Annotated in this window: 17 protein-coding genes; 5 read left to right on the plus strand and 12 right to left on the minus strand. The window is 73.1% G+C overall.

The genetic code is table 11. The annotated features are described in order from the left end of the window. Window positions 1-110: 110 nt before the first annotated feature. From ABZ810_RS19705 to ABZ810_RS19725, 5 genes are all read right to left on the minus strand, one after another. On the minus strand, window positions 111-593 hold the full coding sequence (locus ABZ810_RS19705) for a carboxymuconolactone decarboxylase family protein (protein WP_358404819.1): 483 nt from the start codon (window positions 591-593) through the stop codon (window positions 111-113). Between the two features lie 106 nt (window positions 594-699). Further along, window positions 700-1,101 carry a nuclear transport factor 2 family protein gene (locus tag ABZ810_RS19710; protein WP_358404821.1) on the minus strand — a complete coding sequence of 134 codons (402 nt, stop codon included), beginning with the start codon at window positions 1,099-1,101 and terminating at the stop codon, window positions 700-702. A 30-nt stretch (window positions 1,102-1,131) separates the two neighbouring features. Further along, window positions 1,132-1,674 (minus strand): hypothetical protein, encoded by a 543-nt coding sequence (locus ABZ810_RS19715; RefSeq protein WP_358404824.1) that lies wholly within the window; start codon window positions 1,672-1,674, stop codon window positions 1,132-1,134. A 12-nt stretch (window positions 1,675-1,686) separates the two neighbouring features. After that, window positions 1,687-2,691, minus strand: coding sequence for a ribose-phosphate diphosphokinase (locus tag ABZ810_RS19720; RefSeq protein WP_358404826.1), 1,005 nt, complete (start codon window positions 2,689-2,691; stop codon window positions 1,687-1,689). A gap of 38 nt (window positions 2,692-2,729) precedes the next feature. After that, complete coding sequence (locus tag ABZ810_RS19725; RefSeq protein WP_358404829.1) at window positions 2,730-3,008, minus strand: hypothetical protein; 279 nt, start codon at window positions 3,006-3,008, stop codon at window positions 2,730-2,732. Between ABZ810_RS19725 and ABZ810_RS19730 the strand changes: the two genes are divergently transcribed. After that, window positions 2,991-3,116 carry a hypothetical protein gene (locus tag ABZ810_RS19730; protein ID WP_358404830.1) on the plus strand — a complete coding sequence of 42 codons (126 nt, stop codon included), beginning with the start codon at window positions 2,991-2,993 and terminating at the stop codon, window positions 3,114-3,116. The two genes, ABZ810_RS19725 and ABZ810_RS19730, sit on opposite strands and share 18 nt — an antisense overlap. Window positions 3,117-3,167: 51 nt before the next feature. On the opposite strand, the gene fahA is transcribed toward ABZ810_RS19730, so the two are convergent. From fahA to ABZ810_RS19745, 3 genes are read right to left on the minus strand one after another with little or no spacing between them, the layout of a single operon-like run. Further along, window positions 3,168-4,313, minus strand: coding sequence for a fumarylacetoacetase (fahA, locus tag ABZ810_RS19735; protein WP_358405511.1), 1,146 nt, complete (start codon window positions 4,311-4,313; stop codon window positions 3,168-3,170). Window positions 4,314-4,315: 2 nt separating this feature from the next. Beyond that, window positions 4,316-5,176 (minus strand): hypothetical protein, encoded by an 861-nt coding sequence (locus ABZ810_RS19740; protein WP_358404832.1) that lies wholly within the window; start codon window positions 5,174-5,176, stop codon window positions 4,316-4,318. Continuing rightward, window positions 5,173-6,363, minus strand: a complete 1,191-nt coding sequence (locus ABZ810_RS19745; protein ID WP_358404835.1) for a cupin domain-containing protein — start codon at window positions 6,361-6,363, stop codon at window positions 5,173-5,175. The genes ABZ810_RS19740 and ABZ810_RS19745 overlap by 4 nt, the downstream gene beginning before the upstream one ends. Window positions 6,364-6,466: 103 nt before the next feature. Between ABZ810_RS19745 and ABZ810_RS19750 the strand changes: the two genes are divergently transcribed. Continuing rightward, entirely contained in the window at window positions 6,467-7,165 is a 699-nt protein-coding gene (locus ABZ810_RS19750; RefSeq protein ID WP_358404838.1) for an IclR family transcriptional regulator, read from the plus strand. Window positions 7,166-7,500: 335 nt separating this feature from the next. After that, window positions 7,501-8,196 (plus strand): peptide chain release factor-like protein, encoded by a 696-nt coding sequence (locus tag ABZ810_RS19755; RefSeq protein ID WP_358404840.1) that lies wholly within the window; start codon window positions 7,501-7,503, stop codon window positions 8,194-8,196. Here the strand turns inward: ABZ810_RS19755 and ABZ810_RS19760 are convergent. From ABZ810_RS19760 to ABZ810_RS19770, 3 genes are all read right to left on the minus strand, one after another. Beyond that, on the minus strand, window positions 8,193-9,065 hold the full coding sequence (locus tag ABZ810_RS19760; RefSeq protein WP_358404841.1) for a helix-turn-helix domain-containing GNAT family N-acetyltransferase: 873 nt from the start codon (window positions 9,063-9,065) through the stop codon (window positions 8,193-8,195). The two genes, ABZ810_RS19755 and ABZ810_RS19760, sit on opposite strands and share 4 nt — an antisense overlap. 9 nt (window positions 9,066-9,074) lie before the next feature. After that, window positions 9,075-10,139: a serine hydrolase domain-containing protein gene (locus ABZ810_RS19765; RefSeq protein ID WP_358404842.1), complete on the minus strand. Its 1,065-nt coding sequence runs from the start codon at window positions 10,137-10,139 to the stop codon at window positions 9,075-9,077. Window positions 10,140-10,228: 89 nt separating this feature from the next. Next, window positions 10,229-10,363, minus strand: a complete 135-nt coding sequence (locus ABZ810_RS19770; RefSeq protein ID WP_358404844.1) for a hypothetical protein — start codon at window positions 10,361-10,363, stop codon at window positions 10,229-10,231. Between the two features lie 42 nt (window positions 10,364-10,405). On the opposite strand from ABZ810_RS19770, the gene ABZ810_RS19775 reads away from it, so the two are divergent. After that, complete coding sequence (locus ABZ810_RS19775; protein ID WP_358404847.1) at window positions 10,406-11,035, plus strand: hypothetical protein; 630 nt, start codon at window positions 10,406-10,408, stop codon at window positions 11,033-11,035. A gap of 2 nt (window positions 11,036-11,037) precedes the next feature. Here the strand turns inward: ABZ810_RS19775 and ABZ810_RS19780 are convergent, their stop codons facing one another. After that, window positions 11,038-11,529, minus strand: a complete 492-nt coding sequence (locus ABZ810_RS19780) for an RICIN domain-containing protein (protein ID WP_358404848.1) — start codon at window positions 11,527-11,529, stop codon at window positions 11,038-11,040. A 185-nt stretch (window positions 11,530-11,714) separates the two neighbouring features. Here ABZ810_RS19780 and ABZ810_RS19785 point away from each other — a divergent pair, with 185 nt between their 5' ends. Beyond that, a complete protein-coding gene (locus ABZ810_RS19785; protein WP_358404850.1) occupies window positions 11,715-16,133 on the plus strand; it encodes an amino acid adenylation domain-containing protein in 4,419 nt (1,472 codons plus the stop codon). Window positions 16,134-16,185 lie beyond the last annotated feature (52 nt).

Consider the following 16,185-nt stretch of genomic DNA (forward strand, 5'->3'; position numbering starts at 1 on the left):
GCGAACGGCTGTGCGGCGGCTTCTCCTGCCAGGTATCAGCCGAGGTCGAGAAAGCGTGCGCGGGGCCGTCCGCGACGAACGGAGGCCCCGCGCCTCGGCCCGCTGCCGGGTCAGCCGGCGTCGCGCCACTGGGTGGCGGGGGTCAGGCCGGGGAGCGGCCTGCCGATGGTGGCCAGCGGGATGAAGAAGCAGACCTGGCCGATCGCCATCGTCAACGTGGCGAGGGCCCGGTCGTCGTAGTGCTCCGACGCCTCGGCGTACAGCTCGTCGGAGACGCGTTCACCCGCCGCCGCGGGCGTCAGCACGGCCTCGACCAGCGCGAGCGCGACCCGTTCGGCGTCGGTGAAGCCGGGCGCGTCCCTCCAGGTGGCGACGGCGGGGATCCGCTTCTCGGACTCACCGGACATGCGCAGGGCGCCGGTGTGCAGGACCGCCAGGTAGGTGTTGCCCACGAGCTGGCCGGCGCGCAGCTGGATCAGGCTGATGGTGCTCTGCGGCACCGACCCGTTCCCGGCGGCCTTGGCCAGCGCCCCGGCGACGGCGCCGAGCTCGGGAACGAGCTTGGCCGGATTGGGCAGGCGTGACTCGGTCATGGTGGTGTCCCTTCAGGATCCTCGTTGGCTCCGCTGCCATGACGGATCCCGGGCGGACGATGTGACAGCCCGTTGTTCAGCCACGTCCTGTCGTGTTTCGGCCGCCCTAGGAGATGAAGGCCTCGTTGGGGTCGGCGTAGGCGCGCATCCGGATCACCTGGCCGTCGCGGACGGTGAAGACGTCGGCGACGGTCGAGGCATGGCGCGTGCCGTCGGTCAGGCGGCCATGGACGCGGTGGACGATGATGATGCGGTCACCGTGCCGATAGGGCATGCGTTCGGACGTGAGTTCGGACCACAGAGCGATCGACGCGGTGAGATATTCGGCGACCGAGGCCGGGCCCGTGCGGCGCCCGCCAAGGGGGAACTCGTCGGGCTCGATCCATTCCACCTCGGGATGCAGGGCCGCGGTCGCGGAACGGATGTCACCCTTGACGAAATCTTCGTACGCCTTGAGGACGAGAGCCACGTCGGGCTCGTTGGGATCGGCGGGACGGCGAGCGCTCATCAGCGATTTCTCCGGCGGAGTAAGAGCTCATCAAAGGGAGGTGGGACGGCCGAGAATGTGGGCATCGTAGGGTTTGAGCCACGCCGAGTCGAGGATACGGCGTTCGATAAAGGTGATCACCTGGTGGTCGCGCAACTCGCTCACTTGCCCGCTGACGAAGCCCGGCAGGTCTTCCAGAACGGCCAGTTCGGACTGGTAACGGTCGAACTCGGCGTGGGCGACGTAGAAGACCGTCCCGGGCGGGGAGATCACCATGCCGTCGGGGTCGGGGAAGTCGGGGAGCGGCTCCTCGGTGCCGGCGTGCTCGGCATTGGGCGTGACGACATAAAAGCCTTTGAGGGCCGCCGCCAGCCGCGCCTCTCGCACGGTCGCGATGTCGTCGTAGTTCTCGGGCAAGATGCCGCTTCTCCACGGTGGTGCCACGGGGGATAAGTCCGGGACGAAAACGAGCCGTGTCGTGTGATTGAGCGTGACGTTGAAGATGCCGGCGTAGAGGTGGGCGGTCTCCGGCTCCTTTTCTGTTGATTCGCTGAACACCTTCACGGGGAAGTCCGCAAGCGGTCTGGGCTTCATTCGGCGATCATCTCATTCGACGGTGGTCTTTTCAGTCGCATTCGGTGATCGGTGCGTCCGCCGCGCCGCCTGGGGGCGGGGGTCGAAGAGGGCGCTGACGGACTCGCCGTCATGGATGCGGCGGATGGCCTCGGCCAGGGCGGGCGCGACCGAGAGAACCTTGAGCTTGGGCACGCGCTTCGCCTCCGGGATGGGGACGGTGTTGGTGCAGACGATCTCTTCGACGTCGTCCTGCGCGCCGATGCGGTCGAGCGCGCCGTGCGAGAAGAGGCCGTGCGTGCAGGCGACCCGGATCGACCGGGGTTCGAGCTCGCGCAGGCGGGCGAGCAGCTCGATGACGGTGCTGCCCTTGGCGATCTCGTCGTCGAGGACGATGACGTCCCGGCCGGTGACGTCGCCGATCACCGAGCTGATGGAGACGCTGTCGTCGGTGAAGCGCTGCTTGGCGCCGGCCGCGACCCGCGCGTCCAGGAGGCGCGCGAAGGCGACGGCCTCCTTGGCGTTGCCGAGATCGGGGGAGACGACGGTGGTGTTGGACAGGTCGTACCGCCGGAAGTGCGCGGCGAGCTCGCGCAGCGCGTGCAGGTGGTCGACGGGGACGCTGAAGAAGCCGTGCACCTGGGGCGAGTGCAGCGCCATGGCCAGGACGCGGCTCGCGCCCGCGGTGGCCAGGAGGTCGGCGACGAGACGTCCGCCGATCGAGATCCGCGGCGCGTCCTTCTTGTCCGAACGCGCGTACGCGTAGTGCGGCATCACGGCGGTGATGCGCGCCGCCGAGGCGCCGCGCGCCGCGTCCATCATGAACAGCAGCTCGACCAGGTTCTCCTGGACGGGCTCCACCAGCGGCTGGATGACGAAGACGTCCCGCTCCCGGCAGTTGCCCTGGAGCTGCACCTCCAGGCAGTCGTTGGAGAACCGCTCGATGCTGGCCGGGTGCAGCGGCACCTCCAGGTGGGCGCAGATCTCGGCGGCCAGTTCCGGGTGGGCGTTGCCGCTGAAGACGGCGATCTCTCGCACGGGGCAGTCCTTCGTCAGATCGGCGGACGAGGCGCATGCTACCGACCGCGGTGCGCGCGCCATCGCGGCGGGGTGACGGCCGCGTGGTGCCCGGCGGGACGTTCGAGGGCTCGGCGCTGGGCGGTGGTGAGGCGTTCGGGGCGTGGCCTGAACGTGCAGGTGGTCGCGGTCGGGTGGTGGAGGACGATCGGGTCGGTCAGGTCCGGCCGGCGGGCGGCGTCGTGGAGCGCCTGGGCGACGCGGTCCCCGGGCCAGCCGAGGGCGGCGGCCAGCGCGGCGGCCGTCAGCGGTGCGGCGGCGTGGACCAGGGCGGCCATGACGGTGAGGACGTCGCCGAAGGCGATCTCGATGTCGCGCTGTCGGGAGACCGCCTGACCGAGAGCGAGCTGAGCCCGGCCATGAACGCCGGCTTCGCCGCTCCCTGACCCCGCCGGGCGTCCGGAGAGCCTAGGACCAGACGGCCGGGTGGACGTGGTCTAGGAGGGGACGGCAGGGAGGACGCGGCCGGTGACCTCGCCCAGCGAGACGCGGCCGGCGAGGGCGGTGCCGCCGATGGTGACCTCGTCGCCGTCCTCCAGGAAGGTGCGCGTGCTCCCGTCGGCGAGCTTGAGCGGCTCCTTCCCGCCCCAGGTCAGCTCGATGAACGAGCCGCGCTGGCCGGCGGCGGGGCCGGAGACGGTGCCCGAGGCGTAGAGGTCGCCGGTGCGCAGGGACGCGCCGTTCACGGTCATGTGGGCGAGCATCTGCGCCGGCGACCAGTACATCGAGGCGTACGGGGGGCGCGAGACCGTCTGGCCGTTCAGCGACAGCGAGAGCGACAGGTCCAGGCCCCACGGGTCGTCCTCGCGCAGGTAGGGGAGGGGGGCGGGGGACTGCGGCGGCGTGGGGACGCGGGCGCCGGCCAGGGCCTCCAGCGGGACGACCCACGGCGAGATCGAGGTGGCGAACGACTTGCCGAGGAACGGGCCCAGCGGCACGTACTCCCAGGCCTGGACGTCGCGCGCCGACCAGTCGTTGACCAGGCACACCCCGAACACGTGGTCGGCGAAGGCGCCGGTGGGCACCGGCGTGCCGAGCGGCGAGGGCGTGCCGACGACGAAGCCGACCTCGACCTCGACGTCCAGCCGCCGGGAGGGCCCGTGGTCGGGGACGTCCTGGCCGGGCGGCCTGCGCTGACCGGACGGCCGCACGATGCCGGTGCCGGACGGCACGACCGTGCCCGAACGCCCGTGGTAGCCGACGGGGAGGTGCTTCCAGTTGGGCAGCAGCGGCTCGGAGTCGGGACGGAACATCCGGCCGAGGTTGGTGGCGTGCTCCTCCGAGGCGTAGAAGTCGACGTAGTCGGAGACCTCGAACGGCAGGTGCATCCGGACGTCCGACAGCGGGCGCAGCGCGGCGCGTCCGCCGGTCAGGACGTCGGCGACCTGGGCGCGCACCTCGGTCCAGCGGGCACGTCCCTGCGCCATGAACGGGTTGAGCGAGGGCGCGGCGAACGCGGGGTCGCCGAGGGCACCGGCCAGGTCGAGGACCTGGTCGCCGTACCGCACTCCGACGCGCGGGCCGCCGTCGGCCGTGGAGAACACGCCGTACGGGAGATTGTCGATCCCGTAGCCGTCGGTCATCGTCATCCTTCCTCCAGGCCCAGCTCGCGGGCCTGCTCGATCGGGGTCGCGGTGCTGCACGAGCCGTAGCTCACCAGCGAGCGGCGGACCCGGGGGCCGTCCAGCCGCCGGAGCCGGGCGATGACCGCGCCGGGGTCGGTGAGCTCCAGCGCCGTCCGCACGTCGTACGGCTCGGCGCCCGCCGCCGCCTCGCCGGTCGCCAGCAGCAGGTTGAGGTAGCCGTGGTGGGTGAATCCGGTGTGCGGGTCGTGGTGCCGGATCGCCTCGTGCAGTCCCGCCGTGGCCTTGAACGCGACGCTCGCCGCGACGGCCGTGACGATGGCGCCGGCGAGGCTCGGCGCGGACGGGAAGAGCCCGGCGCGGACGCCGCCGCAACGCAGCTTGAGCCCCTCGTCCCCTTCGAGGACCTGCACGGTCCGCGCCACGCGGTCGTAGGAGGCGGGTTCGAAGAACGACGGCACCGCCAGGCCGCCGGTCACGGCCCTGACCGCGGCGATCGCGCCCTTCTCGTCGCCCGGGACCGCCGCGAGCGGCACCTCCAGCAGGGCGATCTCCAGCCGCGGGTCGACCCTGATCTCGGCGAGGGCGTCCGCGAGCCCGTCGACGCCGGTGTCGGCGATCAGGCCGACCCGGACCCGCTGGCCGCCGCTGAGCGGTCCGCGCAGCTCGGCCAGGCGGCTCGCCGGGCACAGGAACCGGTGGCTGAGCATCGGGTGCCGCGCGGCCTGGTCGGCCAGATGGCGGCGGAGCGCGTCGGCCATGTGCAGCGAGGTCGGCGGGAACAACCCCGCGTCGTCCACCAGCCCGGCGAGCAGCCCCGGGACGGCCGCCGGGGGCGTCGTCGAGGGCCCCGGCGGGGTCACCGGCGGCCGCCCGCCCACGACCAGGCGTACGCCTCGTCCTCGCAGGCCAGCCCGCCCTCGCCGACCTGGAGCGGCTTGAACGTGTCGACCATGACCGCCAGCTCGTCGAAGTACTCGGCGCCGATGCTGCGCTCGTACGCGCCGGGCTGCGGGCCGTGCGCGTGCCCGCCGGGGTGCAGCGAGATCGAGCCCTGGCCGATGCCCGCCCCCTTGCGCGCCTCGTAGTCGCCGCCGCAGTAGAACATGACCTCGTCGGAGTCGACGTTGGAGTGGTAGTACGGCACCGGGATCGACAGCGGGTGGTAGTCGACCTTCCGCGGCACGAAGTTGCAGATGACGAAGTTGTTCCCCTCGAACACCTGGTGCACGGGCGGCGGCTGGTGCACCCTCCCGGTGATGGGCTCGAAGTCGGCGACGTTGAACGTGTACGGGTAGAGGCAGCCGTCCCAGCCGACCACGTCGAACGGGTGCCGCGGATAGACGTACCGCGTCCCGGTGATCTCGCCGCGGGCGCCGCGGTGCTTGACGAGCACCGGGACGTCCTCGCCCTCGGCCGTCAGAAGCGCCTCCGGGCCGTGCAGGTCGCGTTCACAATAGGGAGCGTGCTCCAGCAGTTGCCCGTACTTCGACAGGTAGCGGCGCGCGGGCGCGATGTGGCCGGCGGCCTCGACGCAGTAGAGCCGCAGCGGCTCGCCGCCCTCGGGCACCCAGCGGTGCGTGGTCGCGCGCGGCAGGATCACGTAGTCGCCCTGCCGGACGGGCAGCGCCCCGAACACCGTCTCGACCGTGCCGGTGCCCGACTCGACGTAGACGCACTCGTCGCCGACGGCGTTGCGGTACAGCGGAGAGGCCTCCCCGGCGGCGGCGTAGGACAGCCGGACGTCGTCGTTGCCGAGCAGCAGCCGCCGCCCGGTGACCGCGTCCTGGGCCTTCCAGTCCTCGGTGAGCTCGTGCGTCTTCAGGTGGCGGGGGCGCAGCGGGTGGTTCGGGGTGAGCCGCACGCTCGGCGGCTCCCACGGCTGCGCGTCCACGATCGCGGACGGGATGTGCCGGTGGTAGAGCAGCGAGGAGTCGGACGAGAAGCCCTCTTCGCCCATGAGCTCCTCGAAGTAGAGGCCGCCCTCGGCGGTGCGGTGCTGCGTGTGGCGCTTGGGCGGTACGTCTCCGACCCGCCGGTAGTAGGCCACGACCCGACCTCCTTTGTCCGATTATCGGAATGAACTATCCGATAATCGGTTAGCCTACGAAGGTGTGCCCGGTCACGTCAACGGGCCGGAGAGGGGAGCGGGGATGCCGGAGATCTCCAAGACCGCCGACCAGGCGCTGGCGCTCCTGCTGAACGTGGCGGAGCAGGGCCCCGGGACCACCGCCGAGCTGGCCGAACGGCTCGGCTACCACCGCACGGTCACCCATCGCCTCCTGGCCACCCTCGAGGGCCGCGGTTTCGTCCGCCGCCGTCCCGACGGCTACGGCCTGGGCACGGTGCTCCGCCGGCTCGCCGACTCGGTGGAGGCCGACCTGCTGACCACCGCCCGCCCGGTCATGGCCGAGCTCGGCGCCGCCACGGGCGAGACGATCACGCTGCACGTGCGCGAGGGCACCGAGATCGTCGTGGCCGAACGGGTCCTCGGCACCCGCCACCTGGTCAAGGTCGACTACCAGCCCGGGCACCGCCGGCCGCTGGCCCTGGGCGCCGCCGGGCGCGTCATCCTCGCCCACCTCGGCCCCTCGCCCGTGCCCGTCGACGACCCCGCCCGGCTCGCCGAGATCCGCCGCGCCGGGCACGACTACTCCCACGACGAGCTGCGCGCCGGCGTCAGCGGGGTCGCCGCCCCGGTCTTCTCGCAGCTCGGCATCCAGGCGGCCCTCAGCGTCGTCGTCCCCGTGAGCCGCGACGGCGACCTGTCGCGATGGCTGCCCGCGCTCACCACCGCCGCCCGCGAGATCACCGCCTGCCTCGGCGGCCACCCCGCGCCCCCGGCCGGCTGACGTGCGGACGGTGCCCCCCGACCGGGCGCCCGCGGGCTGGACCTGCGAACCGCCGCGCCCGTGCTCGAGCCGCACCGCGAGTACGGCACCCGGTCGTCGGCGCGGAGCGGCGCGGCGCCCGCGAATATCGCTGGCGGGGCCCGGGGACCCGTTCTACGATGTGAGCATGATCGGCTCGACCACCCTCGGCGGCCCGCGCGCCTCGCGCGCCGGCCTCGTGGTCGTGCCCGCTCCCGGCCGTCGATGAGAGGGGCGCCGCTTCGCGGCGCGACCCCGTCCATCGACCGCCGCCGTCCACCGTGCACGGGTGCGACGGCCGTTCCAGGAGCTTCGTCATGTGCGTCGTCGAGATTCGACCGGGCGAGGGTGGAGCCGACGCGCTCACCTTCGCGAACGAACTGGCCGATACGGTCACGGCCTGGGCCGCCCGCCGCGGCTGGCCCGTCGAGCGAACGGCGGCCGAACCCGGCCGCACCACGGTCCTCGTGCTGACCGGCGTACCGGTGGCACGGGTGGAGTGGCTGGCCGGCACCCATCGGCTGCAGCACGTGCCGCGCAACGACCGGCGCGGCCGCCGCCACACCTCCACCGCCACCATCGCGATCCTGCCCGAGGGCTCCGCGGCCGGCGCGCCGGTGGTGCGCGGCGAGGACGTCCGGGTGGAGACCATGCGGGGGCGCGGCAGCGGCGGGCAGCGCAAGAACAAGGTCGAGACCGCGGTGCGGCTGCGCCACCTGCCGACCGGAATCGTGATCACGCGGACGTCGGGACGGTCCCAGGCCGCCAACCTGGCGTCCGCGCGCGCCGACCTGGAACAGCGCCTGCGGGAGCGCGCCGAGCGCGCGTCGCGGCACGCCACCGACCTGACCCGCCGCGCGCAGGTCCGGCCGGACCGCGCGGCCAAGTCGTTCACCCACAACGGCCAGCGCCACGAGGTCGTCGACCACGACACGGGCAGGCGCTGGACGCTCCGCGCGTGGCGCCAGGGCCGCCTGGACTTAAGGCGCCCGGGCCGCACGAGGTCCGGCTAACTCCCAGGGCCGCCGGGGAGCGTCTTCTCGAACCAGTGGTGGGCGTACGGCTCGTCGCTGAAGACGTCCACCTCGCGGTATCCCGCCGCCCGGTAGAGGCCGATCGCCTCGGTGAGGGCGCGGTTGGTCTCCAGCCGGACGGCGGTGGCGCCGCGGGCGGCGGCCTGCGCCTCCAGCTCGCCGAGGAGCCGCCGCCCGAGCCCCAGCGCCCGGACCGGCGGCGCGACCCACATGCGCTTGATCTTGGCGATGGCGCCGGGCTTGAGGGCGCCGCACGCCACCGGCTCGCCGTGCAGCGTCGCGATCAGGAGGAGCCCGCCGCCGTCCTCGGCCGCCCGGTAGGTGGCGGCGTCGAACCCGCCCTCGAAACGTTCGGCGAGCTCGGCGAAGTACGCCCGCTCGCAGTGCCGGGCGTGCGGATGGTCCGGGTCCGTGACGGCGATGTCGACCAGGGAGGCGGTGAGCAGCCGTTCGACCTCGGTCATCGCCGCGACGAGGCGGTCGCGCTGGCGCTCGCTGAGCGGCGCGAGGATCGACGCGGCCTGCTCGTCCGACAGCCGGTCGAGCTCGCGGCGCTCGGCCAGGCCCGCGGGCGTCAGCCGGGCCACGCGCGTGCGGGCGTCGGCGGGGTCGGCGTGGACGACGGCCAGCCCGTCCGCCTCCAGGGCGCGCAGCAGCCTGCTGACGTAGCCCGAGTCGAGGTCGAGCCGTGAACGCAGGTCGCGGACGCGGGCGCCGTCCGGCCCGATCTCCCACAGCAGGCGGGCCTGACCCAGCGGGCGGGACCGTGCGAGGAACGCGTCGTGCAGCGCGCCGACCCGCTGCGTCACCGTCCGGTTGAAATGCCGTATCTGCTCGACCGCGGTCATTCTCTGACTTTAGTCAGAGGTTTCGCCGTTCGCCAGTGCGTCGTAGGCGGCGAAGACGATCGAGAGGGCGCGCTCGTAGCCGGTCCAGAGGATCTGGTTCATCACGTACGCGACCACCATCCGGTGCTCGAAGTCGACGAGCACCAGCGAGCCGCCCCAGCCGCCCCACGAGGCGGTGCGGCCCTCGAGCCGGTAACCCATGCCGTAGCGCATGGGAACGCCCAGGACGCGGTCCTCGCCGTGGAACTGCTCGTCGAAGACGCGCTCGCATCCCGCGGCCGACAGCAGCCCCAGGCCGCCGCACGCCAGCACCGACTGCACCGCCGCGACCGACCGCGCGTTGCCGAAGCCGCCTATGGCGGGCATCTCGGCACGCCGCCAGCCGACGTTGTTGGAATCGGCCACGCCCACCGCCCACCCGGGCGGCTTGTCCCCCTGTGGATCCGGGATGAGCGGCGCCACCCGCACGTCGTGCTCGGCGGGCAACCCGATGTGGAAGTCGGCCCCGAGCGGGCCGGCCACCTCCTCGGCGAAGAACGTGCCGACGCCGCGCCCGGTCACCCGCCGGACGACCTCGCCCACGAGGAAGCCCCACGTGATCGAGTGGTATCCGCCGACCGTGCCCGGCTCCCATTCGGGCGCCTGAGCCGCCAGCAACCCGGTCACGCGCTCCCGGTCATAGAGGTCCCGCGCCGTGAGGGGCTCGTCCCAGGTCGGCAGGCCCGCCGTGTGCCCGAGCAGGTGCCGTACCCGCACGTCCCGCTTGCCCGCGGCGGCGAACTCGGGCCAGTACGCCGCGACCGGAGCGTCCAGATCGAGCACCCGCCGATCGGCCAGGATCAGCGCGCACAGCGCCGTCATCGTCTTGGTCGTGGACCAGACGTTGGTGATGGTGTCCCGCTCCCACCCGGTGGTCCGGGCGGCGTCGACGTGCCCGCCCCAGATGTCCACCACCGGCTCGCCGTCCAGGAAGACGGCTGCGGAGGCGCCCACGTCATCCGCGTCCAGCGAAGCCGAGAGCGCCTCGCCCACTTTGCCGAACCGGTCCGCGCACCGGCCCCGGATCTCCGCCATGCCGGCAACGTAACCCCGCCGTTCGCCCGGAGGCCAACGAATATCTCAGTGGACGGCAGGCCGACGGCCGCGGAGTGCGGCCCTGGAGGTCAGGAGCCGGCGGAGGTCTCGCCGGCGCGGTCGTGGAGGCGTTGCCTGATCTCGTCGGGGGTGTAGGCGCGGCGCTGGCGTTCGTTGCGCGCGATCACCACGCCCGTGGCCGCGACGCCTGCGAGTCCTGCCACTCCGAGTATCTTCAGCCAGCGCATGTGCTTAGGCTAGCGAGCATGTCCGCCACGAGCATCCCGCTTGAGAAAGCCATCGACCTGACCCGTACCGGCGACGTGTGGCTCTTCCGGGGGCGCACCGCGGCCGATCGGGCCATCCAGACGATGACCAACAGTCCGGTCAACCACGTCGGCATGGCGATCGTGGTCGACGACCTGCCGCCGCTGATGTGGCACGCGGAGCTGGGCAAGTCCCTCCCCGATCTGTGGACGGGCGGCCATCACCGGGGGGCGCAGCTGCACGATCTCCGGGACGCGGTCAAGGTGTGGGCCGACCGCTACGGGCAGCGGGCCTGGTTGCGGCAGCTCGACCCGCCCGCGTCCAAGGCGATGGAGGACGCGGCGCTCAAGGCGGTGGCGCGGCTGGACGGCACGCCGTTCCCCTCGACGTCGCGGATGGCGTCGCGGTGGTTTCGCGGGCGGGTTCCGTTCCGGCGTCCGGCGGAACGCGACCCCGATCTGGAGACCGCGTTCTGCGCGGAGATCGTCGCCGTGACCTACCAGTCGATGGGACTGCTGCCGAAGGGGCGGCGGCCCAACTGGTTCGACCCGGGGCGCTTCTGGAGCGGTGACGACCTGGAGCTGGAGACGGGCGCCCGGCTCGGCGGCGAGATCCAGATCGACGTCTAGGGCTACCAGAAGTTCCAGCGCTGGTAGTCGAGGCTGTTGCACGGGAAGCCGCGGACGCCCACCTGGCTGTCGTCCAGGCAGAGACGGGTCTTGCGGTTCCGCAGCTCCAGCGCGCCGCCGGTGTCGAGGATGATCCACTCCTGGTGGGCGTTGCCGTTGCACACGATGCTGCGCAGGCCGTACTCGTCGCTGTGGTCCAGGCAGCGGCCGGTGGCCAGGTTCGTGACGGTCCAGCTCGCGTCGCCGCGCAAGATCGTGTTCCAGCGCTGGAAGTCGAACCCGTTGCAGGGGAACCCGCGCAGCCCGTACTCGAAGCTGTCGTCCAGGCACGCGCGCGTGAAGCGGTTCTGAAGGGTCAGGATGCGGTTGGCCAGCAGCGCGCCGTGGGCGGAGACGGCGGCGGGAGCCCTTTCCGGTGCGGTGGCCGCGACCGCGGGCGCCGGGGTCAACGTGGCGACGGCCATCGCCGAGATGAGGAGGAGCCGACCTCTCATTGGTGATCTCCTTTCCGTCCCGGTGGGAGCGGAAGGTGGAGTGCGTGGTGCCGCGATCGTCTAACAGACATTGATGTCTGTCAATGAAGTCCCGGCGCCCGGCGCCCCGCCGGATCCGGCGCGCACCACCCTGTAGATACACTCCGTCATCACATAACTGCTTACAGTGATTGTCGGAGGTGCCTGTGAACGGGGCGCAGGTGTCCGCCTGGCTGATCGGATCGAGCTCGCTGGTCGTCGAATGCGCGGCCCTGCTGGCCGAACGCGGGCACCGGGTGTGCGGGATCGTCTCGGGCCGCGCGGCGGTACGGCGGCAGGCGGCGGACCGGGGGATGCGGGCCGAGCCGGCGGCGAGGCTCGCGGAGGTGCTGGGGGAGAAGCCCTTCGACCACCTGTTCAGCGTGGTCAACCTGCGGATGCTCGCGCCGGAGGTGCTCGCCCTGCCGCGCCGTTCGGCGATCAACTTCCACGACGCGCCGCTGCCCCGCGATGCCGGGGTGAACGCGGCGGCCTGGGCGGTCGCGGCCCGCGCGCCGCTGCACGGGGTGACCTGGCACCTGATGGAGGACGAGGCGGACACCGGACCGGTCCTCGTCCAGCGACAGATCCCGCTCGACCGGGACGAGACGAGCCACTCGCTCAACCTCAAATGCCGGCAGGCGGGCCTCGACTCGTTCGCCGAACTGCTCGACGGGCTCGGCACGATCGAGCCGCGGCCCCAGGACCTGACGGCCCGGACCTACCACGGGCGCGCCGACCGGCCGTACGGCGGCCTGGCGATCTCATGGCGGCGGCGCACCGCCGAGGAGATCGCGGCGCTGGTCAGGGCGGCCGACTTCGGCCCTCATCCCAACCGCTTCGGCCTGTGCAGGCTGCTCGCCCCCGGCGGCTGGGCGGTCGTCCGCGCGGCGGCGGTGAGCCCGGTGTCCTCGGGCGCGGCGCCCGGCACGGTCGTGGCGGGCATCGACTCGGGCGGTGGCGCGGGTGTCCGGGTCGCGACGCGTGACGGCGACGTCGTCCTGTCCGGTCTCACATCGCTGCATGGCGGCGACCTCGGGGTGCGGGAGGGCGACGTGCTGCCGGAGCCCGACGCCGAGGCCGCCGCGGCCGAACGGGCGGGGCTGCTTCGGGAGGCCTTCTGGGTCCGCGGGCTCCGCGACGTGCGGCCCCTCCGGCTCGAGGCGGACGGAGCGCCGCAGCCCGTTCCGGTGCCCGGCTGGGTGGCGGAGACCGACGACCCGGCCGGCACTCTGACCGCGGCGGCGATGGCCTACCTGGGCGAGCTGACCGGCGAACCGGGCACGTGCGTCAGCCTCGCCCTGCCCGGTGGCCATGCGCTTCTCGCCGATAGGGTCCCGGTCCGGCTCCCCGATCCGTGCGACGGCTTCGCCGCCTATCGCACCGAGGCCCTGAAGGCGATCGAGGAGTGCCGGAACGGCTCGTACCTCCGCGACCTGCCGCTGCGCCGCCCGGAGGTCGAGGTCCCGGCGCTGCCGGTGACCATCGGGCCCGGCGGCACCGTGGAGATCCGGCCGGACGGACGTGGCGCGCTGATGCGCGGGGACGGCCTGGCCGAAGGGTTCGGCGCGTTCCTCGCCGCGCTCCCCGGCGACGGCCCGCGTCGCGCCCCGCTGATCTCACCGGCCGAGGCGGAACGGCAGCGGGCCCAGAACGCGACGGATGCCCCGTACCCGGACGGCCTCTGTGTCCACGACCTGTTCCGTGAACAGGTCGCACGCCGTCCGGAGGCGACCGCGGTGGTCTTCGGTGAACGCCGCCTGACCTATCGCGAGCTGGACGAACGCAGCGGGACGCTCACCGCCCATCTCGCCGCGCGCGGAGCCGGTCCGGGCGCGCGCGTGGCGGTCTACCTCGAACGTTCGGACGACCTGCTGGTGGCGCTGCTCGCCGTGCTCCGCACCGGCGCCGCGTACGTGCCGGTCGACCCGGTCTACCCTGCGGCCCGCATCGCCTCCATGCTGGAGGACGCCGAGGCCTCGCTGATCGTCACGCAGCCGGCCCTCCGCCACAACACCGGTGACGTACCCGCCGTCGTCCTGGACGACCGCGCGCCGCTGGAGCCTCTCGCCGGAGTGCCCGCCGCGAAGGTCGATCCAGGGAGCCTGGCCTACGTCATCTACACCTCGGGCTCCACCGGCCGCCCCAAGGGAGTCCAGGTGCGGCACCGGGGCCTGACCAACTTCCTGTGCTCGATGGCGCGCGAGCCCGGCTTCACCGCCGACGACACCGCGCTCGCCATCACCACGGTCTGCTTCGACATCGCCGCGCTGGAGTTGTTCCTGCCGCTCGCCGTGGGCGGCACCGTGGAGATCGCCCCGGGCGGCGTGGTCGGCGACGGCGAGGCGCTGCGCCGCCATCTCGCGTCCAGCCCGGCGACCGTCCTCCAGGCCACCCCGGTCACCTGGCGCATGCTGATCGACGCGGGCTGGACGGGCGATTCCGCGTTGCGCGTCCTGTGCGGCGGCGAGGCGCTGCCCCGCGACCTGGCCGACGCGCTCCTCGCGCGGGCCGGGCAGGTGTGGAACATGTACGGGCCGACCGAGACCACGATCTGGTCGACCGTGCGCAGGGTGCACGCCGGCGAGCGCGTCACGGTCGGCCGCCCGATCGCCAACACCACGTGCCATGTCCTGGACGGGGCGATGCGGCAACTGCCGGCGGGCCTGCCGGGTGAGCTCTACATCGGCGGAGACGGCGTCGCCGCCGGCTACCGCGACCGTCCCGGCCTCACCGCCGAACGGTTCGTCCCCGATCCGTTCCGTCCCGGCGGCGTGCTCTACCGCACCGGCGACCTCGCCCGCCGCCTGCCGGACGGCGACCTCGACCATCTCGGCCGCGCCGACCACCAGATCAAGCTGCACGGCCACCGGATCGAGCCGGGCGAGATCGAGGCCGTGCTCCGCGAGCATGCCGCGATCACCGACGCCGTCGTGATCGTGCGCGCCGGACGGCTGCTCGGCTATGTCGTCGGCGACGGCGCCGCGCTCACGGGAGTCCGCGACGACCTGCGGGCCCGGCTGCCCGGCTACATGGTCCCCGCCGTCCTCACCGTCCTGCCGGAGTTCCCGCAGACGCCGAACGGCAAGCTCGACCGCAACGCGCTGCCCGACCCCGGCGACGCCCCGGAGCGGCTCGCGCCCGCCGTCCCCGAACGTTATGCGGACGAGGCCGAGGCGATCGCCGCCGTCCGGGACCACACCGCCGCCGTCATCGGGCGTCCCGTCGCCGACCCGGGCGCGCGGTTCCCCGACCTCGGCATCGACTCGCTCACCGCGATGGGCCTGCTCGGCCGCCTGCACGCCGCCACCGGCGTCCGGCTGACGGTGACGGCCGTCTTCCAGCACCCGACCCCGGCCGATCTCGCCCGCCACCTGTACGGGCTGCTCGCCGGAACGCCCGGTCCGGCGGCGCGGGGCGCCGGCCTGAGCGCCGGCCTGAGCGCCGGCCTGAGCGCCGAGGTGCGGCTGGCGCCCGGCATCCGGCCCGCCGACGGCGCGCCGGTGGAGATCAGTGGACCGCGCCGCTGCCTGGTGACCGGGGCGACGGGCTTCGTCGGGGCGTTCCTGGTCAGGGAACTGCTCGACCGGGGTCACACCGTGCACTGCCTCGTGCGCGGCGCCGACGACGACACCGCCGCCAAACGCCTGCGTTCGGTGCTGGAGGGCTACGCCCTCTGGGACGGCGCCGCGCCGCACCGGCTCCTCGTGCACGCCGGCGATCTGAGCCTGCCGCTGCTCGGGCTCGGCGACGCCACGTTCGACCGCCTCGCCGCCACCGTCGACGCGGTGTTCCACAGTGGCGCCCACGTGAACGCCGTCCAGCCCTACGAGAACCTCAAGGCGGCCAACGTCGGCGGCACCCACGAGGCGCTGCGGCTCGCCGCCCGGCACCGCCCGTCCGGTTTCCACCACGTCTCCACGATCGAGGTCTTCGCGGAGCCGCCCGCCCACGGCGGCGCCATCACGCCCGCCGACCCGGCGGGCCCGCCACATGCTCTGCGCGGCGGTTACGCGCGCTCCAAGTGGGTCGCCGAGCAGCTCGTGCGGACCGCGGGCGAGCGCGGCCTGCCCACCGCCGTCTACCGGCTGCCCCGCGTCCTCGGCCACCGCGCGACCGGCGCCTGCCAGACGCAGGACCTGCTCTGGCAGATCCTCAAGGGCTGTGTCCAGGCCCAGGCCGTCCCCGCCGGGCCGGACGCCGCGTACGACCTCGCCCCGGTCGACCACATCGCCGGCGTCCTCGCCGACCAGGCCGGGCGTACGCCCGCCGGGGAGATCCATCACCTCACCAACGCGCGGCGCACGAGCCTGGCCGACCTCGTCGCGCATCTGCGCGGCTACGGCCACCGGCTCGACGACCGGCCGCTGGACGCCTGGGCGGGTCTTCTTCGCGACCAGCCGGGCAACGCCGCCGCGCCCGTGCTCGACGTCTTCCTCGAGGAGATGACCGGGGACGGCTGGAGCGACCTGGTCTTCGAACCGACGGCGAGCTGCCCGCCCCTGGACGAACGGACGTTCGCCCGGTACATCGCGTACTTCACCTCGACCGGATATCTACCCGGACCGGCCGAACGGAGGGAATGACCCGGGGTGGTGCGGCGTTCTGGCTGATATACCCGCAAGGGGTATATCGCGG

Source organism: Spirillospora sp. NPDC047279, assembly GCF_040643285.1.
Lineage (GTDB): Bacteria > Actinomycetota > Actinomycetes > Streptosporangiales > Streptosporangiaceae > Spirillospora.